We start from the raw sequence: 21,647 nt of genomic DNA on the forward strand, positions 1-21,647 counted from the left end.
CGCGCATCAAAGGGTGGAGGGCGCCGAACGAGGCGCGCTGCTTGGCAAATCGCTACCCTTGGCGCGAAAATAGCTCATAAAGAGTGGCTAAAATGATACACAATTGCGCATTGCTCGATTGCGAAGATTGTTGCCCTACCCTAGTGTGAAGCATCGACCGCTAGAAAAAAGGCGGCGACCTAATAATTGGGAGGGAATCTTGAACAAGCATTCCGCACTGCTTTTCGGTACCGTTGCCTCGATCGCGGTGATGGCGACCGCCCCTGCGTCCGCACAGCAAACATCGGGAGACCAACTCGGCGCAACCGCCGATATCATCGTGACGGCGCAACGCCGCGCAGAACGCGCGCAGGATGTGCCGATCGCCATTACGGCTTTTTCGCCCGAGCGCCTTCAGCAGCAAAATATCACGCAGTCTCAGGATCTTAACGCTAGCGTCCCGTCACTCGTCGTCGGTTCTGCAGGGCAGGGCTCGCGCGATTCCCAGACCTTTACGCTTCGTGGTCAGGGCGCAACCTTCCAGGCGTCGCCGGGCGTCGTCCTCTATTTGAACGAAGTGCCACTGCCCGCGCCGATCACATTGAGCCAGCAGGGCGGCCCCGGCAACTTCGTCGATCTTGAGAATCTTCAAGTTCTCGCAGGCCCTCAGGGTACGTTGTTCGGCCGCAACACCACTGGCGGCGCAATCCTGCTCGTTCCGCACAAGCCGACGAACAATTTTTCAGGATCCCTGCTTGCCAAATATGGTAATTATGACGCCAAGGAACTTGAAGGCGTTATCAACATTCCGGTGGTCGAGGACGAGCTGCTCGTCCGCGTCGTCGGCGCTTATCATGATCGCGACGGCTATACTCGTGACGTGATCTGGAACAAGGATCGCGACGACACGCACTGGTATTCGGGCCGCATCGGGATCACATTCCGCCCGACCGAACGCATCGAAAATTACCTGATGGCCTATGGCTCTTATTCGCGCTTCAACGGCACCGGCCTTATTCACAAAGGCTTCAATATTGACGGAACGGCCGGCCTTGCACAGCTCGGGCTTTGCTCCGATACGCCGCGCCCCTTTACCGCGCCGTGCGATGTTTACCGCGCGGCCACGGCGCAGGCCGATGCTCTCGGGCCGCGCCAGACGGCGCATGGTGTTGATGATTATCAAAAGACCAAGACCTGGGGTATCACAGATACATTGTCGTTTGACTTCAACGACGAACTCGTACTGCGCAACATCATCAGCTATCAGAAGTTCAAGAGCTTTTACCGCTACGACGGCGACGGCACCGTTCTGCAGCAATATGATGTCGATCCCTACAAGCTGCCCGCGCCAGGACAGGTCACGCTTCCCGGTGTAGGCACGCCAGTCGCGTACAATAATACATCGCCGATTACGCTGCCGCGCGACGATTACAAGCAGTTCACCGAAGAGTTCCAGATCCAGGGCACCTATCTGGACAATCGGCTGACCTTCACCGCCGGCGCGTTCTATTATAGCCAGAAGCCCGATGGTGACCAGGCTGGCAGTGCGGTCAACTATTGTCCCGCAGCTTTCACTGGCACGCCGATACCGGCGACCTTCAATCCCAACGGCAAGATCGCCACTGCGCCCGCCTGCGTTGCCAACGCGACGCCGGGCTATGTCGCGACGACGTCGAAGGCGCTCTATGCGCAGGGCACGTTCGATTTCGGCGCGATGACGCCGTCGCTCGACAGCCTGCGCCTCACGGGCGGTTTCCGCTATACCTGGGATAAGATCAAAGGTTTCTCGCAAAGCTATACGCCGACCCTGACCGGCCAGTTCGTCTGCTCGGCCGACTCCGCGCTGGTTAACGCGATTTCGGATTGCAACTTCACCGCTTCGTTGAAAAGCAAGGCGGCCACATGGCTGGTCGGGCTCGATTACAAGCCTGTTCGGGAAGCCATGATCTTCGCGAAGGTCAGCCGAGGCTACAAGGCAGGCGGGTTCAACCCCTATGCCGTCCGCGTGGACACCCGCACCTTCGAGCCGGAAAAAGTCACCTCCTATGAGGTGGGGTTCAAGTCGGACTTCCGCATCGCCAGCATTCCGACCCGGCTCAATGCCTCCTATTATTATCTGAACTACCAAAATATCCAGAAGGCGACCGGCGATTTCAATCCCGTAACCTTGGCAAGCGGCGCACGCATCAATGCAGCAAAGGCCCATGTCTCGGGCGTCGAGCTTGACGCGTCCATTCGTCCGTGGAAGCCATTGGAGATCGGCGGCAATTTCAGCTACACACGGTTCAAATATACCGAATATAGTCTGATATCGAACGGCTTCCTGGCGGATTGCTCCGGCGCGGCGCCACCCGCCGGCACGCCCACGGACCTCACCTGCCTTCCGGGTCAGTATGTGGTGCCGTACATCTACAGCTTCCACGTGGCAGTGAACCTGCCCATCGCGGAAAAGCTCGGGAACATGTCGTTCTTCGTGAACTATGCGCATAATTCGCCGCAGCATAGCGAAGCGACGGTGGTCGCGCCGCAACAGCCCGGGGAGAAGCTGGAAGCTTTTGGCTTGCTGAATATGTCGCTTGACTGGAACAACGTCGCAGGCTCGGGCCTGGACGCAGGGGTGTTCGTGACCAACGCCACCAACAAGCTCTACCGGATCAGCAACACCGACGTGTACCAGGGCGGCTCCTTGCTTTCCTGGGCGACGATCTACGGCGAGCCCCGGATGTATGGGCTCAAGCTGCGCTATCGCTTCGGCGGGGAGTAAGGGAGGCCGGCCTTCTCCCGAAGGCTGAACCTTGAGCAAAGACAATCGGCTGGTCCCGCAAGTGCAATGCGGGACCAGCCGATCTTTTTTGAGCGGCTATCGCCGGGCGTGGCAATTTAAACGCTTGCGACGCTGCGATAGGCTAACGGGTCGGCTTCACGAAGTTTTGGGCTTGGTCACCGTGGGCGAGACTACTCACCCGAGTAAGTGACTATGACGGCGTTGTGGCCCGTCTCTTTGGTAATCGCGATAGAAGCCTGCCGGTCTTTGCCGATCGCCGACATCATCGCCGTTCCTCCTGATAAAAATTCGGAGGTTTTCTTCATCCCTGCCGCTGCAAACCGATCACGATAAAAGGCAACCACCTTGGCCGCGTCGTCGGTGGTCAGCAGCCGAACTTCGTGGTTGGAGTCATCAGAGGCACTGTTGAGCGATTGGATTTTGGCTCCCGGATAGAGCGGCGCAAAATCGGGCATCTTGAAGTCAGCCGGTGGCGGTGTCTGGCTCGCAGGACTTGAGATTGGAAGAGCGGGAGCGGCTTGCGGCGTCTCCACCTGGTTGGTGAGCGATGGCGTAGCAGTGTCTTGCTTTTTATCGCCCGACCCGCAGGAGGCCAGGATGGTCAATCCGATGAGAAGCAAGAAGCGCATGCGACTCTCCTCCATGATCGGCTTAGCCTAAAGCATTCAGGCCGGTTCAAGCAAATTAAGATGCTAAAGCTCTTGTCCTGCGCGACGGAGCGAGCGGGCATGCCGCGGCCAGATGTTCCCGCTCTATAGCGCGTTCCGCCAGCGATAGCTGATCTGCATCGCTGTTTGTGAGCCTATGCCGGAGCGAAGCGGCCGCTTCACTCCGGAAGAGCGTAGGCGATCAGAGCGTCATTCTGGCGCGTGCCGAGATATTTGTGCCCCCCTGCCGCGATCACGACGAACTGTCGGCCATTTTTGCGCAGGCGATAGGTCATCGGCGTGGCCTGGCCGCCGCCCGGAAGGCGCGCCTGCCAGACGATTTTTCCGGTGCGAATGTCGAAAGCGCGGAAATAGTTGTCCGTTGCCGCGCCTATGAACACGAGTCCCGAAGCGGTGATGACTGAGCCCCCGAGATTGGGCACGCCGGTCTTCAGCCAGATCGGAAACGGCGCCTGGTCCCGGGTCGTGCCGAATGGAACTTCCCAAAGCCGCTTCCCCGCCTTCAGATCGATGGCGATCAGCGAGCCCCAGGGCGTCCGATTGCATGGCGCGCCAAAGGGTGACAGCATCGGTCCCATTGTGAGCCCGTATGGGGAGCCGGTCCCAGGAAGCACGGGTTGGCCCGCCTTCTGAAGCTGAGCCACCTGCGCGCGCGGAACGAGCTTCATCAAGGCCGCAGCCTGTGTGGTGTTCACGATCAGGATGTTACGATGTGGGTCTATCGAGACGCCGCCCCAGTTCGTTGCGCCCATGAAGCTGGGGAATTGTATCCAGCCACGTGTGGATGGCGGGGTGAACAGCCCTTGATAGTTTGCCGAGCGAAACAGGTCCCGGCATTTGCCACGGTCATAAGGCGTGAAGCCGTACATGGCTTCTTCGGTCAGATCCTTCGCGCGAACGATGAAGGCCGGATTGGCCGGGAAGGGCTGCGTTGAGGAAAGCTGTTCGCCGGGAACTGCGCCCGCTTGTGGAACCGGGCGTTCGACGACGGGGAAGACGGGCTTTCCGTTGCGGCGGTCGAGGATGAAGATATGACCCTGTTTGGTGGCCTGCGCGAGGGCAGGCACTACGCCCATGGCGGTCGGCAGGTCGAAGGCCACCGGCTGCGATGGCAGGTCATAATCCCATAGATCATGATGCACTGTCTGAAAGTGCCACCGCACCTTGCCTGTGGATGCGTCCAGCGCGACGACCGAGCTTGAGTAATGGTCAAGGCCCCGGCGCTCACCGCCGAAATGGTCGGGCGCGGCATTGCCCATCGGGACATAGATCATGTTCAAGGCCGGGTCCGCGGACATCGGCGCCCAACTATTGGGAGTGGAGCGGACGAGAGACTCGCCCGGGTGCGTCTTCGATGCGGACTCCATGCCGGGAGGAACGGCATTCCATGCCCAGGCGAGCTTGCCTGAATGGACATCGAAGGCGCGAATGGCGCCTGCCGGGACATCGACCCGCACATTGTCGATGACGCGTGCGTTGACGACGATCTTATTGTCGATGAACACGGGCGGCGATGATACCGCCATGTCTCCGCGCTCATATTTGCCGAGACCCTGCCGCAGATCGAGGATGCCGCCCGCCCCGAACGACGCGCAAAGGCGCCCCGTCGCCGCGTCCAGGGCGATTAGGCGCATGTCGAGCGTTCCAGCCACGATGCGGCCCGCACAAGGCGCGCCCGCGGCAACGGCGGGATCGCGCACATAGGTGACGCCCCGGCAATTTAATTGATAGGTGCTGAAATTATCGGACTTTGGATCGAACGCCCAAATCTCGCGGCCGGATTCAGGATCCAGAGACACGATCCGGGTGACGCCCGAGCAGGTGTAGAGCCGATTTTCCGCGATGATCGGCGTGGCCTCGAATGTGGGCGAGCTCTGTCCCAGAGCCTTGATCATCCCAATATGGTAGGTCCATGCGGGTTTCAGCGCCCAGACATTCTCAGGCGTGACCTGCGTCAGCGGCGAATATCGCGTTCCGCCTGCGTCTCCACCCCAATGATTCCAACCGGCAATGGGCCCTGCCAGATCGATGCGGGGATTGGGCGTGAACCAACCCTGCCCATAAACGTGCATGGCCGCGCCGATCAACGCGACAGGCAACAGGATCGCTAAGGCAACGCGCTTGGCTTTTCGGAAAGCACGAGGAGGCAGGCTGGAGGTCACATCTGTTCTTTCATCGGATGAATGATCGCGCAGGTCGGAAACTTGGTCCGCCGGGCTAGATCTGGAACACGTCGAATGAGCCGACATGTGCGCGATTATGCTTGATACGCTCCACCATGCGCCAGCAGCCATCGATCTTACGCCAGCGATCATGATAGTCGCCTAGCGTGGCGAAGGTGAGGTGCTTGCGTTCGCCAATCCCTAGATGCATGTCGCTGACATAGCAGCGGCTCTGCGCCTCATCCCCATTCACATCGACTATGAGATTCCCAAGAAGATGCTGCGTTGGTCCGCATGTATCGAGATAGCGGCGCAGGGTAGCAATAAAGGCGGCACTGCCGTCGAGCCGGCCTTCACCAACATCGGCGACCGCGTCATCCACCAGTATTTCGGCTATCCTGCTCCAGTCGCGTTCGTCCATCGCGCGGGCAAATTCGGCGAGCTGCCGGGCAATCTGATGGTGCGCGATCACGTCGTCCAAGGTCATGTCTATTCCGATCATCTGTTTCCATTCCTTTGAAAGAAATGGCGCATCTGCGACGCCATGATCCTGGTCGCTGTGTCGCCCGGATCGCGCAGGTGCTGGCGGACGAGATGAAAGCAGGTCTGGTCTATCCCAAGCAGAAGGATTTGCGCCTCAAGCATGACATCGCTGTCCTGCTTGGCTGCGGCGAAGGCTGGCTGCAGTTCTGCCAGCATGTCGATCAGCGCGTCGCGCTGAAGCGATATTTTGCGGTATAGCTGCTCTTCCAGCGCGGCCACTTGGGTGAGGAGAGTGCAGGTTTCCACATTAGACCGGTGAAAATTGAGATAGCCCGCTGTCCATGCCATGAGTTCGGGAAGTTGTGGGTTACACAATTCTGCAAGGTGACGAAAAACGGGCTTCCACGCGGGTTCGAAATCTTCGGCTATGGCTATGACCACCGCGAGTTTCCCATCGAAATGGCTGTAAAATGCGGCCCGGCTGACGCCTGCCTTCACCAATATCTGTTCGATTGAACTGGCGACATAGCCGCGTTCCGAAAACACCTTCAGCGCCGCCTGTGCGATAATGTGGCGCGTGCGGGAGCGCTGCTCCTCCTGCAACTGATTTCGCCGGGGTGTGACGGTTTCCAAAAATGTCAGCTCCGATGTTCGGCTAACGAGCTAGCATGGTCCGTGCAGAGTGACAATACAAAGTGTATGGGCGAACGATGTGTATGGGGGGGGAACGCCACACTGGTTGGGCCGCTGTGCTGGAAGAGGGTTCGATGTCTGTCGCGCGCTGCCTAGGCGCAGCTGTCCAATCGCTTAGCCGTGGAAGCGATGGGCGCCCGACAATGTCGTTCAATGATCCAGCCCTTGAGCTATGGATGGCTTTCTCCTACCGGAGAGCGGCTGAATAGTGCGAAAAAGACAGGTTTGGGAGGCATCGCTGTGGTTGATAAACGCGTTGCGATCGTCACCGGCGGTGGAACGGGCGTCGGGGCCGCGTCGGCCAAAGCTCTCGCTGCCGACGGATATAATGTGTTGGTGAACTACGCCCGCAGCAAGGACGCGGCGGACGATGTGGTCGCCCATATCGTTGCAGGCGGCGGCGACGCTGTTGCGGTGCGCGGTGATGTCGCGAGCGACCATGATTGCCGAGCGCTCGCTTCGGCCGCAGTTGGTCGCTGGGGCCGCATCGATGCTCTGGTCCACTCGGCGGGAGTGACCCAGTTCGTGTCGATGAGCGATCTGGAAGGGCAGGATGCCGAGGACTTCCATCGTATCTATGGCGTGAATGTTATCGGTGCTTATCAAATGGCGCGGGCGGTGCTCCCTGCGATGCGCGCGCAAGAAGGGGGCGCCATCATACTCGTTTCCTCGATCTCCAGCTTGAATGGAACCGGCAGCTCTTACGCCTATGCGGCGTCCAAGGGAGCCCTGAACACCTTGACCATGGCGCTGTCCCGTAATCTCGCTCCGATCCGCGTCAATGCCGTGCTACCCGGCGTGATAGATGGCGACTGGCTTCGCAGGGGGTTGGGGGAGGACGGATTCGATCAGGCCCGCAAGACGTTCGAGGACGCATCCGCACTAGGCCGCTTGTGCACGCCAGAGGACATCGCCTCCACGATCCGGTGGCTGGTGAGCGAGGCCCGCGCGATGACGGGCCAGCTTGTTACGATCGATGCGGGGGCGATGATCGGCCGCCCCCCGCAAGTTGTACTCCGCTAGCTCAGGTTCCGCCGCGCAGGTGTTCGAGCCACTCTCACAGAGCATTGGCGTTGGGCGAGCAGGCGTAATCTAGACGCGACTTTCCCGCAGCATTCGATAGATTTTTCCGGGAAAAGGCGTTTACGGGCGACAGCAGGCCGAATATCCGCTATTGCATCATTATTGCGCGGAATTTGCTGCAGGCATCCGCCGTGACTGAGAGACCAACGCGCTCCCGCTTGCAAGCCGAGGAGCGCTTCATGGACGACCTGAATTATTTGCTGCGACGAGAGCAGGAAGAACTGCTTCGCGCACAATATGCGCCATGCATATCAACGCGCGCGGCATATCAAGGGCTGGCGCAAGGCTATGCCCGGCGCATTCGCGACCATCGTCTCCCTTACCGGTCGAAGAGGGCGGACGGGTCCACGCCCTTTAACCCCTTTCCTTTCGGGCCTTGGGGAAATCAAGCATGAGCCGGGTCATCCATATCGATCAGTCCCCGTCCGCCATCGAAGCGCTCTGCGCCAAGCATATGTTTCGGATGTCCACGGTCGAGCCGCTGCTGTCTGGCGGGTCGAGGGTTGTGTTGCTCGATCCCAGGGACGCGGAGGCGCTTCGCGTCATTATGAAGCACAAGCTGATCCTGGGCGAGGTAAAGCGTTCTCCCTCTCATATCGCCCGGCAGTTGCCGCCCAATGGTTCACGGAGATAATTGTGGAACAATCCCATCGTCTGGAACGCGGGCGGCTCGCGGCGCTCAGTCAGGCTCTTCTGGCAAATTGTCCGCGGCAGAAAAGCCAGCATGAGGAACAAGCCCGAGCCTATGCTAAGATCATTGATGTGTTGAGCCGCGAGGGACATGAAGCCCTCGCGCGCTTGCGCGACTGATCGGGAGCGGCGGCGAACGAGCCTCGGGAACAGGAGCGAGCTTCGCGAAGTTCTTCGCGTGCTGGCAGCCAAAACCGGCCGCGAGCAGATCAGGATATTGCATGCGCCTTAAAGTGGAAGCGAGGCTCGCCTATCATATGCCGCAGCAGGCTGACGTGCTTCTGGCGATTGAAGGCGCGCAGATGCCGGAGCAGCGGCTGGTAAATGACCTGCTGACCGTCCGTGGCACCGAACCGTTGCGCACCGTGCCGGGCGATGATGGGATTGGCCGCAGAACCTGGGCTACCGCGCAGGGTGATTTTCTGGCGGAATATCACGGCACCTTCGACGTGGAGCGAGGCGCCAGGTCTTTGATAGGGCTGCCCGTCTCCGCGCGACCCGATCTGCCTGCCCATGTCATACCCTATCTTTGGCCTAGCCGGTTCTGCCAGTCCGATCGCTTCGTATCTTTCGTGGCGCGAGAGTTCGGAGACTTTGATGGAGGGGCGAAGATCGATGCGATGGCGCAGTGGATACGCCGCAACATCGATTACAGGCTGGGTGCGAGTCACGGCACGACGAGTGCGGTCGATAGCTTTGTGGCGCGCGAGGGGGTCTGCCGGGACTTTTCGCATGTGATGGCGGCCTTTGCCCGCGCAGCTGGTATCCCGGCGCGCCTGGTTTCGGCCTATGCCTGGCAGCTGGACCCGCCCGACTTTCATGCTGTCGTCGATGTCTGGCTGGACGATGGCTGGCACCTGGTCGACGCCAGCGGGCTTGCTCCAGTGGAGGGGCTTGTGCGCGTAGCCGTCGGAAGAGACGCCACCGACATCTCGTTCATGACGATTTTCGGATATGCGGAGCTGGTCAGTCAGGAGGTTTGCGTGACCTGTCTGACGGCTGATACGGTGGACAGCCCTCCGCTCGAAAACTGAGCTGCCGGAACCTCAATCGCCCTTGGATGCGAGCCAGATCGTGTGGATTACATGTTCCTCACCAGCCAGGGCAGGGATGCTCACCTCGTCCACGCCAAAACCAGCTTGTTCAAGGCGATCGACAAAGTCGTCATCCGTATAGGCCGACCATATGGCGAGGATGCCGCCCGGCTTCAGGGCCTCACGCGCCACTCGCAGTCCCCAGTTGCAATAAAGCCGTTCGTTGGGAAGGTGGATCATTCCGTCAGGACCGTTATCGACGTCGAGAAGAATGGCGTCGAATCCCGCCTTGTGCCTGACGATCACGTCGTGAACATCGGCCATCTCCAGCGACAAGCGGGGATCGATGAGATAGTCCTTGAACAGATGCGCCAACGGACCTCTGGCCCATTTGACGACCTCGGGCACAAGTTCGGCCACGACGACTTCTGCCGTAGATGACAGTGAACGGAGGGTCGCGCCCAGCGTGAAACCCATGCCGAGCCCACCGATAAGGATGCGGCCGTCGCGGTGGGATAGCCGATCGCATGCCAGCGTCGCCAGGGCCTCTTCCGAATGGCGAACCTGATTGCCCATCAGTTCATCGTCGCCGAACTGGATCGAATAATCGTCCCCGCGACGCCACAGCATCAGTTCGCCGCCATCGGGCAGCTTGGCTGTGTCAACCAGCTCTACGGGAATTTCTTCCCTGTCATCTTGTGACGCCAACGCTGTCATTGCGTGTTATGACCGTGACTTTAGCTGGTCATATTGACCAGGCTCCGCCTTGAAGACGTCCCGAGCAAAGTTACGGACTGCAGCCGCTGATTTGAACGTCTCGTCCTGCAGATGGGAGGTTACGAGTGGATAGCCTTGAGAATTATAGCGGGTCTCCCGAACCGTGAGCCGAAAGTTCCCTTCATCATCCTTGCTGATCAGATAGGGGCGGACTGCTTCTCGGCTCATGGAGACTCCTGACTGTAATTTAGATTATCGGCAGCAAAGAAGTGCTGCCGGGGATGGAGGTTAGCCCACCATCGCCATGACAACGCGCTTCAATTCACTGCTCGACAGGGTCGCCGGGCGACCCGGAGCAGGAGACCGCGCCTCTAACCGGCATAAGGCCGGGGAGAGCGTTGCGCGTTTTTCGGGTTTGGAAAACATATTCATAATCAGTCCTTGCGGTCTATGCCGCGTTTCAATGTATGTCTCGCCGCACGGCACAGCCTGTGTCAGGCGCGGCCAAATTGTCGGCGAGGACATGAAGTGTGTATCTGGGAATGCGCCGCATCGGCCAAAAAGGCTTTGCAGCGCCCCGCTCAAGACGATGCCCGGTTCTTTCGGGCGAGATAGCGTGCGTCGCGGGCCGACTTGCGTTCAGCCTCACTGAGTTCGGGCTTTTGCTTGGCTGCCTTTGCAGCAGCCTCTTCGCTGGCCTGCGCCCGCTTGGCCGCCTTTTGCTCTTTCGCCGCGAGTAGTGCGTTCTGGCGCTTTTCCCGCGCCGCAGCCTCCTTAGCAAGGCGGCGTTCCACATCTTCGGGGGCGGAAGCCCGAACCACCGGCGCTTTGGTCCGCAATCGGTCGAGAACCTCTGTCCGGGCGCTCGCCGCAGCGGCTATGCGCTCCTGGAAATGTGGTTCCTTATATCTTTTCATTAAGAGGAAAGTCCTGTCTTTTTAAAATTCGTGCGGGCCATCGCGGGCGGCCGAAGCCGCCCAGCGCCTGCCTTCACGCAGGTTGGAGGTTGGTTGCCGATGCCTTGCCGCGCTGATCAGTTTCCAGCGTGTAGGACACGCGCTGATCCTTCTCGAGCGTGCGCATGCCCGCCCGTTCAACGGCGGTGATGTGCACGAAGGCGTCGCCGCCGCCGCTTTCCGGCGCGATGAAACCATAGCCCTTGTCGGCGTTGAAGAATTTGACTGTTCCGGTGATCATATTGGAGCTCCTTGTCCAAATTTCATGGGAGCACGCGAAGATGCGCGCATCCTAGCTTCAAGAGGCAAATGTGGGACAAAGGAGAGCCGAGGCGGCCCGATATCCGTCGAAGCGCGACGTTCAGCGAGATGTTGATAGCACAAGTCGATGCAAAAGCAAAATGCGGGTGCTAGGCCGACCGGTCGACCGCTTTCCATCTGTCTTGGAGAGCCTCTTTATCTCCCGTTGTTTTCGCCTTATTGCCACACCCATGGCGTGACTGGATGCGCCGTTATTTCGAGGGCGCAGCCTCGTCCCGCTTGGCTTGAGCCAGTGCGTCATTCAAGGTCGAATATCGCCATTCCCGATAATGGTAGCGATATGCCGGCACTTTGGTGATGCCATAGCGAGCCATGAGTTCGGCTTCGACCTCCGGGGCAACAGTCATTTTTCTCTCCCATCCTGATTAGCGAGTTGGGCGGCAGGATTATTGCCGTCCTCCGGTTGCGGGCCGGGCGAGCAGCTTGACCGCATCTTCGACCACGGAATATCCCGTTGGATCACCGATCGCCAAATCGAGCGGCCGCGCGCCCAAGGAGGTGTTGTGGGTGTTTAGGAAGCGGATTGCTTCCTCATGCCCCAGAAGAACGAATGCAAGATGGGTGATCAAACCCTGCCGCCTCGCCTGGTCAGGAGAAATCCGCGTCTCGCGGTTGACGAACGCTCGTCTTCGCGGGCGTGCGGGTGTGATGGCGTCCTCCGTCATGCGAACAGATGCTTGTGCAGTATCGATTCACTGCCTGCGCCAGCTGGCCGGATGAACGAAATATGATGCCGGGAATAAAGTTGATTGAGGTCCATGTGAGAATCCCTGGTAAGCGGGAGCGCGATGGTCTCTCAGTCAAGAACGCCTACATTGCTATGTCCTTGATATTTTCCATATAGGCTTAATCTGGAATCTTACAACATTTGCGCTGCCGACGGAACCTGCGTGCCGCCCATATGCAGACGCAAATTGCCGGTCGGCAGGCAAATTGGTGGACCTCAGGTCAAGGTGCGTTTGAACAGCGCCAGCGTCCGGCTCCAGGCGAGATCAGCGGCCGCCTTGTTGAAGCGGGGCGTCGTGTCGTTGTTGAAGCCATGTTCGGCGCCTTCGTAAGTATAAGCGGTGTACCGTTTGCCCGCCTGCTTGAGCGCTTCCTCATAGGGTGGCCAGCCGGCATTGGTGCGCGCGTCATTGCCGCCAAAATGGAGCAGCAGTTCGGCGTTTATCTTGGGCACATCGGCCAGCGGCGGGGCGCTGCCGTAGAAGGGCACGGCGGCGCGCAGCTCGGGAAGGCGCGTCGCCAGCAGATTGGCTATACCGCCGCCGAAGCAGAAGCCGGTCGCGCCCAGCCTGCCATTGCCACCTTCGATCGTCAGCGCGTGGCGCGCGGCGGCGACGAAATCCTCACCGATCCTGGCGCGGTCGAGCGTCGCGAACTGCTCGCGCGCTTTGTCCTCGTCCCCCGGATAGCCGCCCAAGGTCGTGAGAGCGTCAGGTGCGACCGCGATGAAACTATCGACGGCGAGACGGCGGGCGATGTCCTGGATATGCGGGTTGAGCCCGCGATTTTCATGCGCGACGATAATGACGGGCAGTTTCTTCTTCACCTTTGCAGGCCGTGCGACATAGGCGCGGATGGCGCCATTGCCCTGTGGCGAGGGGATGTCGATCCATGCCGTGCTGATGCGCGGGTCAGCCGGGGCGATCACCTGGCCGATAGCGAAATCGGGGCTAAGCGCCGTCAGCAGCGCCGTGGCGGCGGCCACGCTGCCCGCATGGACCGCGCATTGGCGCAGGAAGCCGCGCCGGTCGAGCGCGCCGTGCACATAGGCGTCGAAAAGGTCCAGAACATCGCGGCTGAAATCAGTGCTGACGGGTCGGTCGGTGGCTGACATTACGGCACTCCAACAAGGGGTGGGGTAAGGGAAAAGCGAGGCGATCAGCCGTGCGTTTGTTGCAGGGCAGCGGTGAGGGCATCGACATCGGCGGGATCGATCGGCGCGCCATAGACAGTCACCATCTTATTGACGGCGTCTCGCCAGAATTGCGGGCCTTTGCCGCGGGGCTGGGTGGTGATGTAGTCCAGCGAATGGCAGCCCATGCAATTGTTGACGATGATCTCGCCCTTCGCGCCCGCCAGAGCGAAGGGAACGGTGTCGGCTGGCAGTTCATAATCCCGAGTCCGCGCCGTGGCGGTAGCTGCAAGCGCGATGAGACCGAGGGCGAGCAGATAGGGCTTGGGGCTCATGCTGCCTTCACTCCGATGGTTTCGACGACATTGCGCATGTAGCCCGCTGGTTGCCAGCGGGGTGTCAGGGGCTGTGTTTCGCCGTCATGGCCGATGGCCCGGACCTTGATCCGGTGATCGCCAGCGGCGAGGGTGGCGGGCGCGGTCCATTCGCGGAAGGAATAGCGGCCAAGATCCTGGCCGAGCCGCGCCTCCTTCCAGTTGGCGCCGTCGTCCAGTGACAGTTCGACGCGGGCGATGCCGGTGCCGCCGTTGAAGGCGATGCCCCGGAAGGTGACGGGGCGGCCCGCGCGAATCCGGTTGCCATCCTTGTGGCTGGTGACGAAGGAGCGGATATTGAACCGGCCGATAGGCTTGGTCTTGTCCGGCTTTTGCCCAGGCGCCACGCAATTGCAGTCATTGTCGGGGATGCGATAGGCGGTCTTCATCCAATAGCCGTCATATTGCGCATCGACGACATTGATCTCGTGGAGATGCTTGACCCAATAGGTGCCATAATAGCCCGGCACAATGAGGCGGAGCGGATAGCCGTTGAGGAAGGGCAGGTCGGCCCCGTTCATGGCCCAGGCGACCATGACATCGCCATCGCGGGCGTGGTCGATGTCGAGCGCCTTAATGAAATCCGGAATGCTGTCGGAGGGCGGCGTATCGAGGCCGTTGAAGGTCACCTGCCGCGCGCCTTGCCGAACGCCCGCGCGGTCGAGCAGCGCCTTTAGCGGCACGCCCAGCCAACGGGCGTTGCCCATGGCCCCATTGCCCAGCTGCCCGCCGCCGACGCGGGGATCGGAAAAGCCGCGGCTGTTGCCCGAACATTGATTGACAGCAACGATCTCCTGCCTCGGAAAATCGCGCTTCAACGCTGCCAGCGAGAGCGACAAGGGCTTACCCACATGGCCGCCGATGGTCAGGCGAAACTGGGCGTGGTCGATAGCGGTGGGCAGGCCCGACAGATGATAGCGCACGAAAAAGGCGTCATTGGGGGTGAGCAGCCCCTGATTGAAGATCTCGAACGGCGTTTCGAGCTGCGGCGGGCGCATGGTGAGGCCGATGAGCGGGCGCTTTTGCGGCAGTTGGACCAGGGGCCGTTCGCCATTGTCGAAGGGCAGGCGCACGGTGGACGCCCGCGCAAGGCCCGGCGCGGTGATCAGCATGCCCGCCGCTGCGCTGACGAATTGCCGTCGATTGATGTTGTTCATGGTCGTTACTCGTTAAGGATGTCGGAAAAGATATTCCTCTTCAGGCGCTGAGTCTTTGCGCTTGTAGATCGGCGCGATCGGCAAAGCTCAGCAGCGGTGCGGCGCGTTCCTGGCTCGGCCGACGCTTCACACCTGCCAGCACGGCCGCGTCGAGATGGGGCGCGAGCATCTCCATCAACTGATAAGCATAGTTGCGGAGCAGCGATCCCTTGAGCGTCGCGATCTTGGTCACGCTGGGTTGGAAGAAGCGGTTTGAGCCCGGCAGCACCATCAGAGAGTCGCCCGGCCCGCTGCTGACGGCCATTTGCGATACGATGCCGACACCCATGCCCAATCGGACATAAGTCTTGATCACATCGGCATCCATGGCGGTGAGCCGGATGTCCGGTTCTATACCCGCCCTTTCATAGGCTTCGTTGATCTGCGATCGGCCGGAAAATTCGGGATTATAAGTGATGATGGGATAGCGGGCCGTGTCGGCCAGCGAGACATGCTCGGCGCGGGCCAGCGGATGATCGGGCGGGACGATCACGACATGCTCCCAGCTGAAGCAGGGATAGGTTTGCAGTTCAGGATAGTCATCCACCGCTTCGGTCGCGACGCCGATATCCGCTTCGCCCCGCAGCACCAGATCGACCACATAGCGCGGCGTGCCCTGCCGCAATTCGATCTCCACCTCCGGAAAACGCTCGCTAAAGCGCAGGAGAACCGGGGGGAGGACATAATTGGCCTGATTGTGCGTGGTCGCGACGACCAGGCGGCCCTTATCCTCCTGCACGAACTGTTCGGACAGGCGCTTGAGGTTGTCCGCCTGGTGAAGCAGCTTGTCGATCAGTTGGGCGGCATTTTCCCCCGCCTTGGTCAGGCCGGTGAGACGCTTGCCGCGACGAACGAAAATATCGACCTTCAGTTCAGCTTCCAATTCCTTGATCTGCTTGCTGACGCCGGATTGCGATGTGGAGAGCCGGTTCGCGACCTCGGTCAGGTTGAGATTATGCTGGATCGCCGTGCGAACATAGCGGAGCTGTTGAAAGTTCATGGACGCCCGACCCCGCCGATAGCGAGCCGCACGATGGCGAAGGCCGAAGCCTTATCCCTGCAAAGCTGTATCACCCCTGTTTCCCCTGATCATATTGTTTGAGGCATCCAAGGCAGGGTAGCTTTATTTACAACTTAAATGATTGAGAAACACTGTGTTGGCAAGAGAGGGGCCACGCTTTGCGCTAAAGGTATTCCGCGAACGGGCGTTTCCCAGGCTCTTAAAAAACCGTCTATTATCATAGGTTTGTATAGATTCAGTTCGCTACTGAAGGCTTGCCCGCAGCTTTCCTTTAGGCCCAACGAGAATATCTAACGTCCCTTTCCTTGGTTGGATGTCGATCTGCCGCACCTAAAAAGCGTGGCGTTGCCATCCGGAGGATTTTGTCAGGACATGAAGATCGCGCTTGCCGCAATTATAGGAACTTTGGCTTGCGCCGCGGGAGCGGCCGCATTGCCGGACGAGCAATCCCAGCTGCCAATCAAGGAGTTTATGGGCCATGTGATGCAGCGCAATGCCGAGCAGTTGTGGCAATGGACCGCGCTGGAAACAGACGTTCATGGCGAGCGATCCGGAAAGCCCGTGACGGAGGAGGATTGGGAGAATGCGGAGAGCGATGCGCTGACGCTGCAGCAACTCAGCTACGCGCTGGAGCATTCGGCCTACCGTATTGCGGATGTTGAGTGGGACAAGCATCTGATTGCCTTCAGGGAAACGGCGAGCGCCAGTGCCGATGCGGCCGAGCGCAAAGACTTCGCGGCGGTGCAAAGCGCGGGCGACCGGATCAATGCGCAGTGCGTCGCATGCCACCTGACCTTCGCACCGGATATCGAGGCGCCGCCGCCCCCGCTGCCGGAAGGCTTCTGATAGGAGAACGAGGCCAGGCGAAGACATTGCGGGGCGGACTGCGTCGGTTGAGGAGGTCCGCTCGCAGACGCGGTTCCTGAAATAGGTCCTGTCCAAGGGAAAACTGGCCGACCCCGAAATTTGGGCCGGCCAGATGCAATGAGGCAGTATCTAGCGGGCGATGACTGGCCGGTCGGTGGGCACACCGACAGCGCCCCCGCCGAAAGGCCCGTTATTTTCGACGCAGACCCGCTCGACACGTTCGTGCAGCAGCGGCTGGCCAGGCCGGTTGGCGGGCTTCACATCATAATGCCAGCCGTCCGGCTTGTCGGCTTCGGTGTAGCGCTTGACCGGGATCGTCGCGGTCCAGGGACGCGAATAGACGGTCGGGTCGGTGAAGGTCGCGACATAGTTGAAGCCGCTGCCCTTGGCATCGAAGATATAGCGTTCGGTCGCGCGGCCATTTTCGCTGATGAAATCGCCATAGCGGCCGAACAGCGCCTTGCCATTCTGGTTCTGCACATCGACGATCAGCGTATTGCCTTCCCAATGACCGCGCGCATCCCCATTCCATAATTTGATGGCGCCGGGCAGATGCGGCCGGTTGTCGAGAGGGATGATCCGCGTGCCGGAATCGAACAGGAAGACGACATAGTTGGGGAACTGGCGGATCTCGAAGCCGTGCCACATGAAGGATTTGGGCACGCCCGCCGGTGCGCAGCGCGCCAGCGGCTCAATGTAGCGCGGCTTGTCCGGGTTCGGGAAATTCTTGGCGAAATCCTCCTGCAGCGCACGGGCGGCGGGGAGGTAGGGGATTTGGCCGTCCACCGGGTCGGACACGCGGCTCGGCGCGCGTTGGTTGCGGGGCAGGTTCGCCGAGTCCGAAGGTTCTCCGGGCGGTCCGGCCTGCGGGTCGGTGAAGTTGCTGTGGTTAGAGATGGTGTTGGAATAGAAGCCGGAAATGTCAGGCTGGCCGTCCGCCAGCTTGGCTCCGGTCCAGGCGCCGGAAGCGATCACCGGCACCTGCTTTTGCCAGCGAATGCCGCCGCCATTGCCAGCGACGCGCGGCTGGGCGGGAGTGGCTTCGGGCGTTTGGGCGTGGGCTGCGGGGGCGAGCGCCAGCAGCGCGCAGAGCGCAATCTTGCTCGGTCTCATTTGACCTCCTTGTGCGGATAGGCCTGCTCATAGGGCAGGGTGAAGCAATAATCCTCGATCAGCTGGAAATTCTTGTCGCGTCGGCGATTGAGCAGCAGTTCGATCGACCAGGGCTTGGTGAAGACTTTGGGGTCCTCGATCGTGGCGCGATAGCTGATCGTGTCCTTGTCGACGAAGCTCCAGCGCTCGACCACATGCAGGGCGTCGCTGTGATAATTGCCCGCGCGGTCGAGCCAGGTTTCCTCATTGAAGCCGGTCACGTCCACGACCAGCGTGTCGCCGTCCCATTTGGCGCGGGAGTCGCCCAGATAATAGCCGTCCTCGGTATCGGTCTGATGGCCGGTGCCATTGGTGAAGATGGTGCGGACCTGATGGCCGAACTGGTGGACGAGCGTCAGATCGCTGTCGCGCTGAAAGATCTGGAAGGGCGCGGGATAATAGATGCCGCGCGGCGTCCCTTGCACCCAGCATTTGAGGCGGGGATCATCCTTCTCGCGCGCGGCGAAGTTGCGCTGCTTTTGCGCGAGCGCCTCGGGGCGATAGGGGATCGAGCCGCCCTCCACCACGCCAGGCCCCGGAGGCGCATCCTGGCGTCCGGCATGCGGCTCCAGGTCGTAATCGGCCTCGCTCAACGTCTGCCAGATGCCCGCGAAATCGGGATGGCCGTCCGCGCGGCGCGGGATTTGGCTGCCGGTCTGCGCGCTTGCCGCCGTTCCGGTGAAGGCGATCGCCAGCAGCGCGGTCGCGGCGGCGAGGCGGCGGGCTCTTGTCATCAGTTGTCCCATCTCAGCGCCTCGTCGGTGCATCGGGGGCGCTGCCGGTCTGGACCTTGCGGCCGCTGTCCAGCGTGATGGTGGCGGCATAGCCGAAAGGACCGCCATTCTTGGCGCGATAGCCCGCGATGCGGATGTTGGTGCCGGGGCTGACATCCTCTTTGCTGAGGCCATTGGTACGCAGCGAGCTGGGCGTGCCGAACTCGAAGCCCCAGTTGGTCACCGATCCGTCCTTGTTCTTGACGTCCAGATAGATCCAGCTGTGCGGATTGACGAAGCGCGCCTTGGTGACGACGCCCTGGATGGCGACGGGCTTTGCGGAATCGAACTCGGCCGCAAAGGCGTGGTGGGCGACGCTTTGGGTTGCCGAGCCGCCTACCGCTAGTAGCAAGGCGGTCACGGCAATGGTGCGCCAGTGTTGATAAGCCATGAAGCCTCCTCAGAACTGCGTGCGAAGAAGTGCGCCGACGTAGCGGCGGGCGCCGATGCCGTCGTAGCCAATCGGCGCGGTGTTGCTGAAATCGTTGATGCTGGTCGTGTAGCGCGTGTCGAAGACATTCTTCGCGACGACGCTGAGTTCCGTCTTCGCGCCGCCATGATCGCGGATGATGCCGAAGCCGACATCCGTCAGATTATAGCCCTTCTGCCAGCCATAGTCGGACAGCAGCTGTTCCAGATTGTGGCGCGAGCGGTAGCTGTTGTTGGCGAAGGCGTGGACCGACCAGCCCGAGTTCGACAGCTCACCGACATAGTTGAAGCCGGTGATGATCGTCCAACGCGGCGCGCCAACGACCTGGCGTCCGGTGTTGTTGCAGATCGCGACCGTGGCCGGATAGGAGCGGGGGCAGGTTGCGGTCGACCAGTCGGAATAGGTCGCCTTGTTATAAGCGCCGCCCAAGGTGAGGCTGAGGCCGTCCAACAGCTGGAGGGCCGCATCGAACTCGACGCCGCGCGCCTTGACGCCGGGGATGTTGCCGAGGCGCGAGCTGTAGCCGGTCGATGAACTCGGGTCCGGTTCGCTTGTGACGTTCTGATAGTCGCGGACCTTGGTGTAATACGCGTTGAGGTTAAGGGTCAGCGGACCGAATTGCCCCTTCACGCCCAGCTCGAAGTCGGTGGTCTTTTCCGGCTTAACATTGCGGCGCGTGCCGTTGTTTTCGAACGCGACCGCGCCCGACTTGCCGCCGCCACTCGCCGAGGCATAGAGCAGGACGTCGTCGGTCAACTTGTAATTTGGATTGATGAGCCATGAAATCGAATCATCATCGATGCGCTCGCCTGTGATGGTGGCGAAGTCCGTGCCCAACTGCGCGCTGCGGATGGCGTCTGCTGTGGCGTTTCCGGTCGAGACGAGCGGCGCGCCGTCAGCCCGGAACGAAGTGCGGGTGATGTTGCTCTTCTTCTGTTCGCGTGTGTAGCGGATGCCCGCCGTGATCGATGCGCGATCGGTGACCTTCCAGTCGAACTGGGCGAATGCGGCCTGGCTGTCGGAAATCGGATTCTGGTTGCTGAACGCGAAGATGTTGGCGAGCGAGGCGCGCAGCAATTCCCGGCCCGTGGGGGTGTTGAGCGTATTATATTGCGCGTTGGTAGCGTAGAAAGCGCCTGCGTCCGCGCCATACAGGTTGCGGCTCGTGGTGTCGGTTTCGATGCGGAAGAAATAGAGGCCCGCCTGATATTCGATCGATGGCGTCAGCGAACCGGCGATGCGGAATTCCTGCGAGAGCTGTTCGGTATCGACCAGCGTGCCGCCCCGCGCGATGGCGAAGCGGGTCTGCTCACTGTCATTCTTCGCGTCGAAGTGGAAGGTGCGATAGGCGGAGATCGACTTGAGTTCGAATGGCCCAGTGTCCCAAGTCGCGATAACCGAAACGCCGCGGTTGCGGGTGATCAGCGGTTCGGCCTGGTCCATGTCGATCGTCCGCCACGACCCGATGATGGGCGTGTAACCACCGAAATAGCTGCGGGCGAGGCGCGTGCTGTAGGTCGTCGTGCGCGCGGAACCGTCATTCAGCGTTGCAGGATCGACCATGAACGGCTTGGTGTTGCTGTTCTCGTTCGTTTCGGCGGAATCGAGGTTGAGGCGCAGCGAGAAATTGTCGCTGGGCTTGAACAGCAGCTGGGCGCGGCCGCCCCACCTGTCGCGTTCATGCCAATAGCCGCCACGCGGGTTGACGTTGCGGATGTCGCCGCGCTGTTTATCGACGAAGAAGGAGACGCGGAACGCCAGCACATCGTCAACCAGCGCATTGGTGTAGGAGCCGCGCGCCTTGAAAGAAGGCGTTGAAAGCCCCCCTTCCAGCTCGATCACGCCCTCCGGCGTGAAGGAGGGGAGTTTGCTAGTATATTTGAGCACGCCGAGCGACGTGTTCTTGCCCAGCAGCGTGCCTTGTGGGCCGCGCAATATTTCGACCTGCTGCAGATCTGTGAAGTCCTGATAGGTCATGCCGACATGGCCGAGGAAGACGTCATCGACGATCACGCCGACAGCGGCTTCCATATTGTCGTTGCCGCTGGTCCTGCCAATGCCGCGCAGCGACACGCCGGTGCGGCGGGCGTTGGGCGTGGTGGCGGTAAGGCCCGGCGCGCGCTGGGTCAGGTCGGCGATGGTGAAAACGCGCTGCTGGGCGATCGTCTCGCCGCTCACGACGGAGATAGGGATGGGGACGTCGTTGATGTCCTCGGCCCGGTTGCGCGCGGTGACGACGATGGCTTCGGCCGCGTCAACCGCTGCTTCCGCCTCGGCGGCGGGTGCCTGGGCATAGGCGGCAGAGGCGGTGGACAGGAAAAAGCCAGCGCATAGCAGCGCCACGCCGCGCCCGCGCGATGGCTTGTTGTCGATGGAAAGCATGATGTGATCCTGAAATTTAAAAG

Annotated in this window: 23 protein-coding genes; 5 read left to right on the forward strand and 18 right to left on the reverse strand. The window is 60.7% G+C overall.

Features of this window, described 5'->3' with window-relative positions:
* The first annotated feature begins 199 nt into the window (after nucleotides 1-199).
* Nucleotides 200-2,743, forward strand: coding sequence for a TonB-dependent receptor (locus EP837_RS17260; protein WP_225870634.1), 2,544 nt, complete (start codon nucleotides 200-202; stop codon nucleotides 2,741-2,743).
* A 191-nt stretch (nucleotides 2,744-2,934) separates the two neighbouring features.
* Here the strand turns inward: EP837_RS17260 and EP837_RS17265 are convergent, their stop codons facing one another.
* The 4 genes from EP837_RS17265 to EP837_RS17280 all read right to left on the reverse strand — a co-directional run bounded on the left by EP837_RS17265 (nucleotide 2,935) and on the right by EP837_RS17280 (nucleotide 6,623).
* Nucleotides 2,935-3,393 (reverse strand): hypothetical protein, encoded by a 459-nt coding sequence (locus tag EP837_RS17265; protein WP_066531249.1) that lies wholly within the window; start codon nucleotides 3,391-3,393, stop codon nucleotides 2,935-2,937.
* Nucleotides 3,394-3,590: 197 nt separating this feature from the next.
* Entirely contained in the window at nucleotides 3,591-5,531 is a 1,941-nt protein-coding gene (locus EP837_RS17270) for a pyrroloquinoline quinone-dependent dehydrogenase (protein ID WP_225870635.1), read from the reverse strand.
* A gap of 118 nt (nucleotides 5,532-5,649) precedes the next feature.
* Nucleotides 5,650-6,081, reverse strand: coding sequence for a nuclear transport factor 2 family protein (locus EP837_RS17275; RefSeq protein ID WP_082919825.1), 432 nt, complete (start codon nucleotides 6,079-6,081; stop codon nucleotides 5,650-5,652).
* 11 nt (nucleotides 6,082-6,092) lie between these two features.
* Complete coding sequence (locus EP837_RS17280) at nucleotides 6,093-6,623, reverse strand: TetR/AcrR family transcriptional regulator (protein WP_237234899.1); 531 nt, start codon at nucleotides 6,621-6,623, stop codon at nucleotides 6,093-6,095.
* Between the two features lie 387 nt (nucleotides 6,624-7,010).
* Between EP837_RS17280 and EP837_RS17285 the strand changes: the two genes are divergently transcribed.
* The 3 genes from EP837_RS17285 (at nucleotide 7,011) to EP837_RS17305 (ending at nucleotide 9,577) form a co-directional block, all read left to right on the forward strand.
* A complete protein-coding gene (locus EP837_RS17285; RefSeq protein WP_066531789.1) occupies nucleotides 7,011-7,793 on the forward strand; it encodes an SDR family NAD(P)-dependent oxidoreductase in 783 nt (260 codons plus the stop codon).
* A gap of 451 nt (nucleotides 7,794-8,244) precedes the next feature.
* Complete coding sequence (locus EP837_RS17295) at nucleotides 8,245-8,487, forward strand: hypothetical protein (protein ID WP_066531253.1); 243 nt, start codon at nucleotides 8,245-8,247, stop codon at nucleotides 8,485-8,487.
* A 277-nt stretch (nucleotides 8,488-8,764) separates the two neighbouring features.
* Nucleotides 8,765-9,577 carry a transglutaminase-like domain-containing protein gene (locus tag EP837_RS17305; protein WP_066531255.1) on the forward strand — a complete coding sequence of 271 codons (813 nt, stop codon included), beginning with the start codon at nucleotides 8,765-8,767 and terminating at the stop codon, nucleotides 9,575-9,577.
* Between the two features lie 12 nt (nucleotides 9,578-9,589).
* Here EP837_RS17305 and EP837_RS17310 read toward each other — a convergent pair whose 3' ends face one another.
* The 10 genes from EP837_RS17310 to EP837_RS17350 all read right to left on the reverse strand — a co-directional run bounded on the left by EP837_RS17310 (nucleotide 9,590) and on the right by EP837_RS17350 (nucleotide 15,999).
* Nucleotides 9,590-10,285 carry a spermidine synthase gene (locus EP837_RS17310; protein ID WP_225870636.1) on the reverse strand — a complete coding sequence of 232 codons (696 nt, stop codon included), beginning with the start codon at nucleotides 10,283-10,285 and terminating at the stop codon, nucleotides 9,590-9,592.
* Nucleotides 10,286-10,300: 15 nt separating this feature from the next.
* Entirely contained in the window at nucleotides 10,301-10,522 is a 222-nt protein-coding gene (locus EP837_RS17315) for a hypothetical protein (RefSeq protein WP_066531260.1), read from the reverse strand.
* Nucleotides 10,523-10,875: 353 nt separating this feature from the next.
* The gene (locus EP837_RS17320; RefSeq protein ID WP_066531262.1) at nucleotides 10,876-11,211 is read right to left on the reverse strand and encodes a DUF6481 family protein; all 336 of its coding nucleotides are present in this window, start codon (nucleotides 11,209-11,211) and stop codon (nucleotides 10,876-10,878) included.
* Nucleotides 11,212-11,284: 73 nt separating this feature from the next.
* Complete coding sequence (locus EP837_RS17325; protein ID WP_066531263.1) at nucleotides 11,285-11,491, reverse strand: cold-shock protein; 207 nt, start codon at nucleotides 11,489-11,491, stop codon at nucleotides 11,285-11,287.
* Between the two features lie 271 nt (nucleotides 11,492-11,762).
* On the reverse strand, nucleotides 11,763-11,918 hold the full coding sequence (locus tag EP837_RS21140) for a hypothetical protein (protein WP_156518687.1): 156 nt from the start codon (nucleotides 11,916-11,918) through the stop codon (nucleotides 11,763-11,765).
* A gap of 39 nt (nucleotides 11,919-11,957) precedes the next feature.
* Nucleotides 11,958-12,236 (reverse strand): hypothetical protein, encoded by a 279-nt coding sequence (locus EP837_RS17330; protein WP_066531265.1) that lies wholly within the window; start codon nucleotides 12,234-12,236, stop codon nucleotides 11,958-11,960.
* A gap of 278 nt (nucleotides 12,237-12,514) precedes the next feature.
* Entirely contained in the window at nucleotides 12,515-13,411 is an 897-nt protein-coding gene (locus EP837_RS17335; RefSeq protein WP_066531267.1) for a dienelactone hydrolase family protein, read from the reverse strand.
* A 44-nt stretch (nucleotides 13,412-13,455) separates the two neighbouring features.
* Nucleotides 13,456-13,764, reverse strand: a complete 309-nt coding sequence (sorB, locus tag EP837_RS17340; RefSeq protein WP_225870637.1) for a SorB family sulfite dehydrogenase c-type cytochrome subunit — start codon at nucleotides 13,762-13,764, stop codon at nucleotides 13,456-13,458.
* Nucleotides 13,761-14,960, reverse strand: a complete 1,200-nt coding sequence (sorA, locus tag EP837_RS17345) for a SorA family sulfite dehydrogenase catalytic subunit (protein ID WP_066531269.1) — start codon at nucleotides 14,958-14,960, stop codon at nucleotides 13,761-13,763. Before sorA ends, sorB begins: the two co-directional genes overlap by 4 nt.
* A gap of 40 nt (nucleotides 14,961-15,000) precedes the next feature.
* Complete coding sequence (locus tag EP837_RS17350) at nucleotides 15,001-15,999, reverse strand: LysR substrate-binding domain-containing protein (RefSeq protein WP_066531271.1); 999 nt, start codon at nucleotides 15,997-15,999, stop codon at nucleotides 15,001-15,003.
* Between the two features lie 330 nt (nucleotides 16,000-16,329).
* Between EP837_RS17350 and EP837_RS17355 the strand changes: the two genes are divergently transcribed.
* Nucleotides 16,330-16,866 carry a hypothetical protein gene (locus EP837_RS17355; protein WP_156518689.1) on the forward strand — a complete coding sequence of 179 codons (537 nt, stop codon included), beginning with the start codon at nucleotides 16,330-16,332 and terminating at the stop codon, nucleotides 16,864-16,866.
* A 150-nt stretch (nucleotides 16,867-17,016) separates the two neighbouring features.
* Here the strand turns inward: EP837_RS17355 and EP837_RS17360 are convergent, their stop codons facing one another.
* Genes EP837_RS17360 through EP837_RS17375 form a run of 4 tightly spaced genes read right to left on the reverse strand, consistent with a single transcriptional unit; the run spans nucleotide 17,017 to nucleotide 21,624 of the window.
* Complete coding sequence (locus EP837_RS17360; RefSeq protein ID WP_066531274.1) at nucleotides 17,017-18,000, reverse strand: hypothetical protein; 984 nt, start codon at nucleotides 17,998-18,000, stop codon at nucleotides 17,017-17,019.
* The gene (locus tag EP837_RS17365) at nucleotides 17,997-18,773 is read right to left on the reverse strand and encodes a hypothetical protein (protein ID WP_066531799.1); all 777 of its coding nucleotides are present in this window, start codon (nucleotides 18,771-18,773) and stop codon (nucleotides 17,997-17,999) included. Before EP837_RS17365 ends, EP837_RS17360 begins: the two co-directional genes overlap by 4 nt.
* A 13-nt stretch (nucleotides 18,774-18,786) precedes the next feature.
* Entirely contained in the window at nucleotides 18,787-19,203 is a 417-nt protein-coding gene (locus tag EP837_RS17370; protein ID WP_066531275.1) for a DUF6152 family protein, read from the reverse strand.
* Nucleotides 19,204-19,212: 9 nt separating this feature from the next.
* Nucleotides 19,213-21,624, reverse strand: a complete 2,412-nt coding sequence (locus EP837_RS17375) for a TonB-dependent receptor (protein WP_066531277.1) — start codon at nucleotides 21,622-21,624, stop codon at nucleotides 19,213-19,215.
* Between the last annotated feature and the right edge of the window lie 23 nt (nucleotides 21,625-21,647).

This window comes from Sphingobium sp. EP60837 (assembly GCF_001658005.1).
Lineage (GTDB): Bacteria > Pseudomonadota > Alphaproteobacteria > Sphingomonadales > Sphingomonadaceae > Sphingobium > Sphingobium tyrosinilyticum.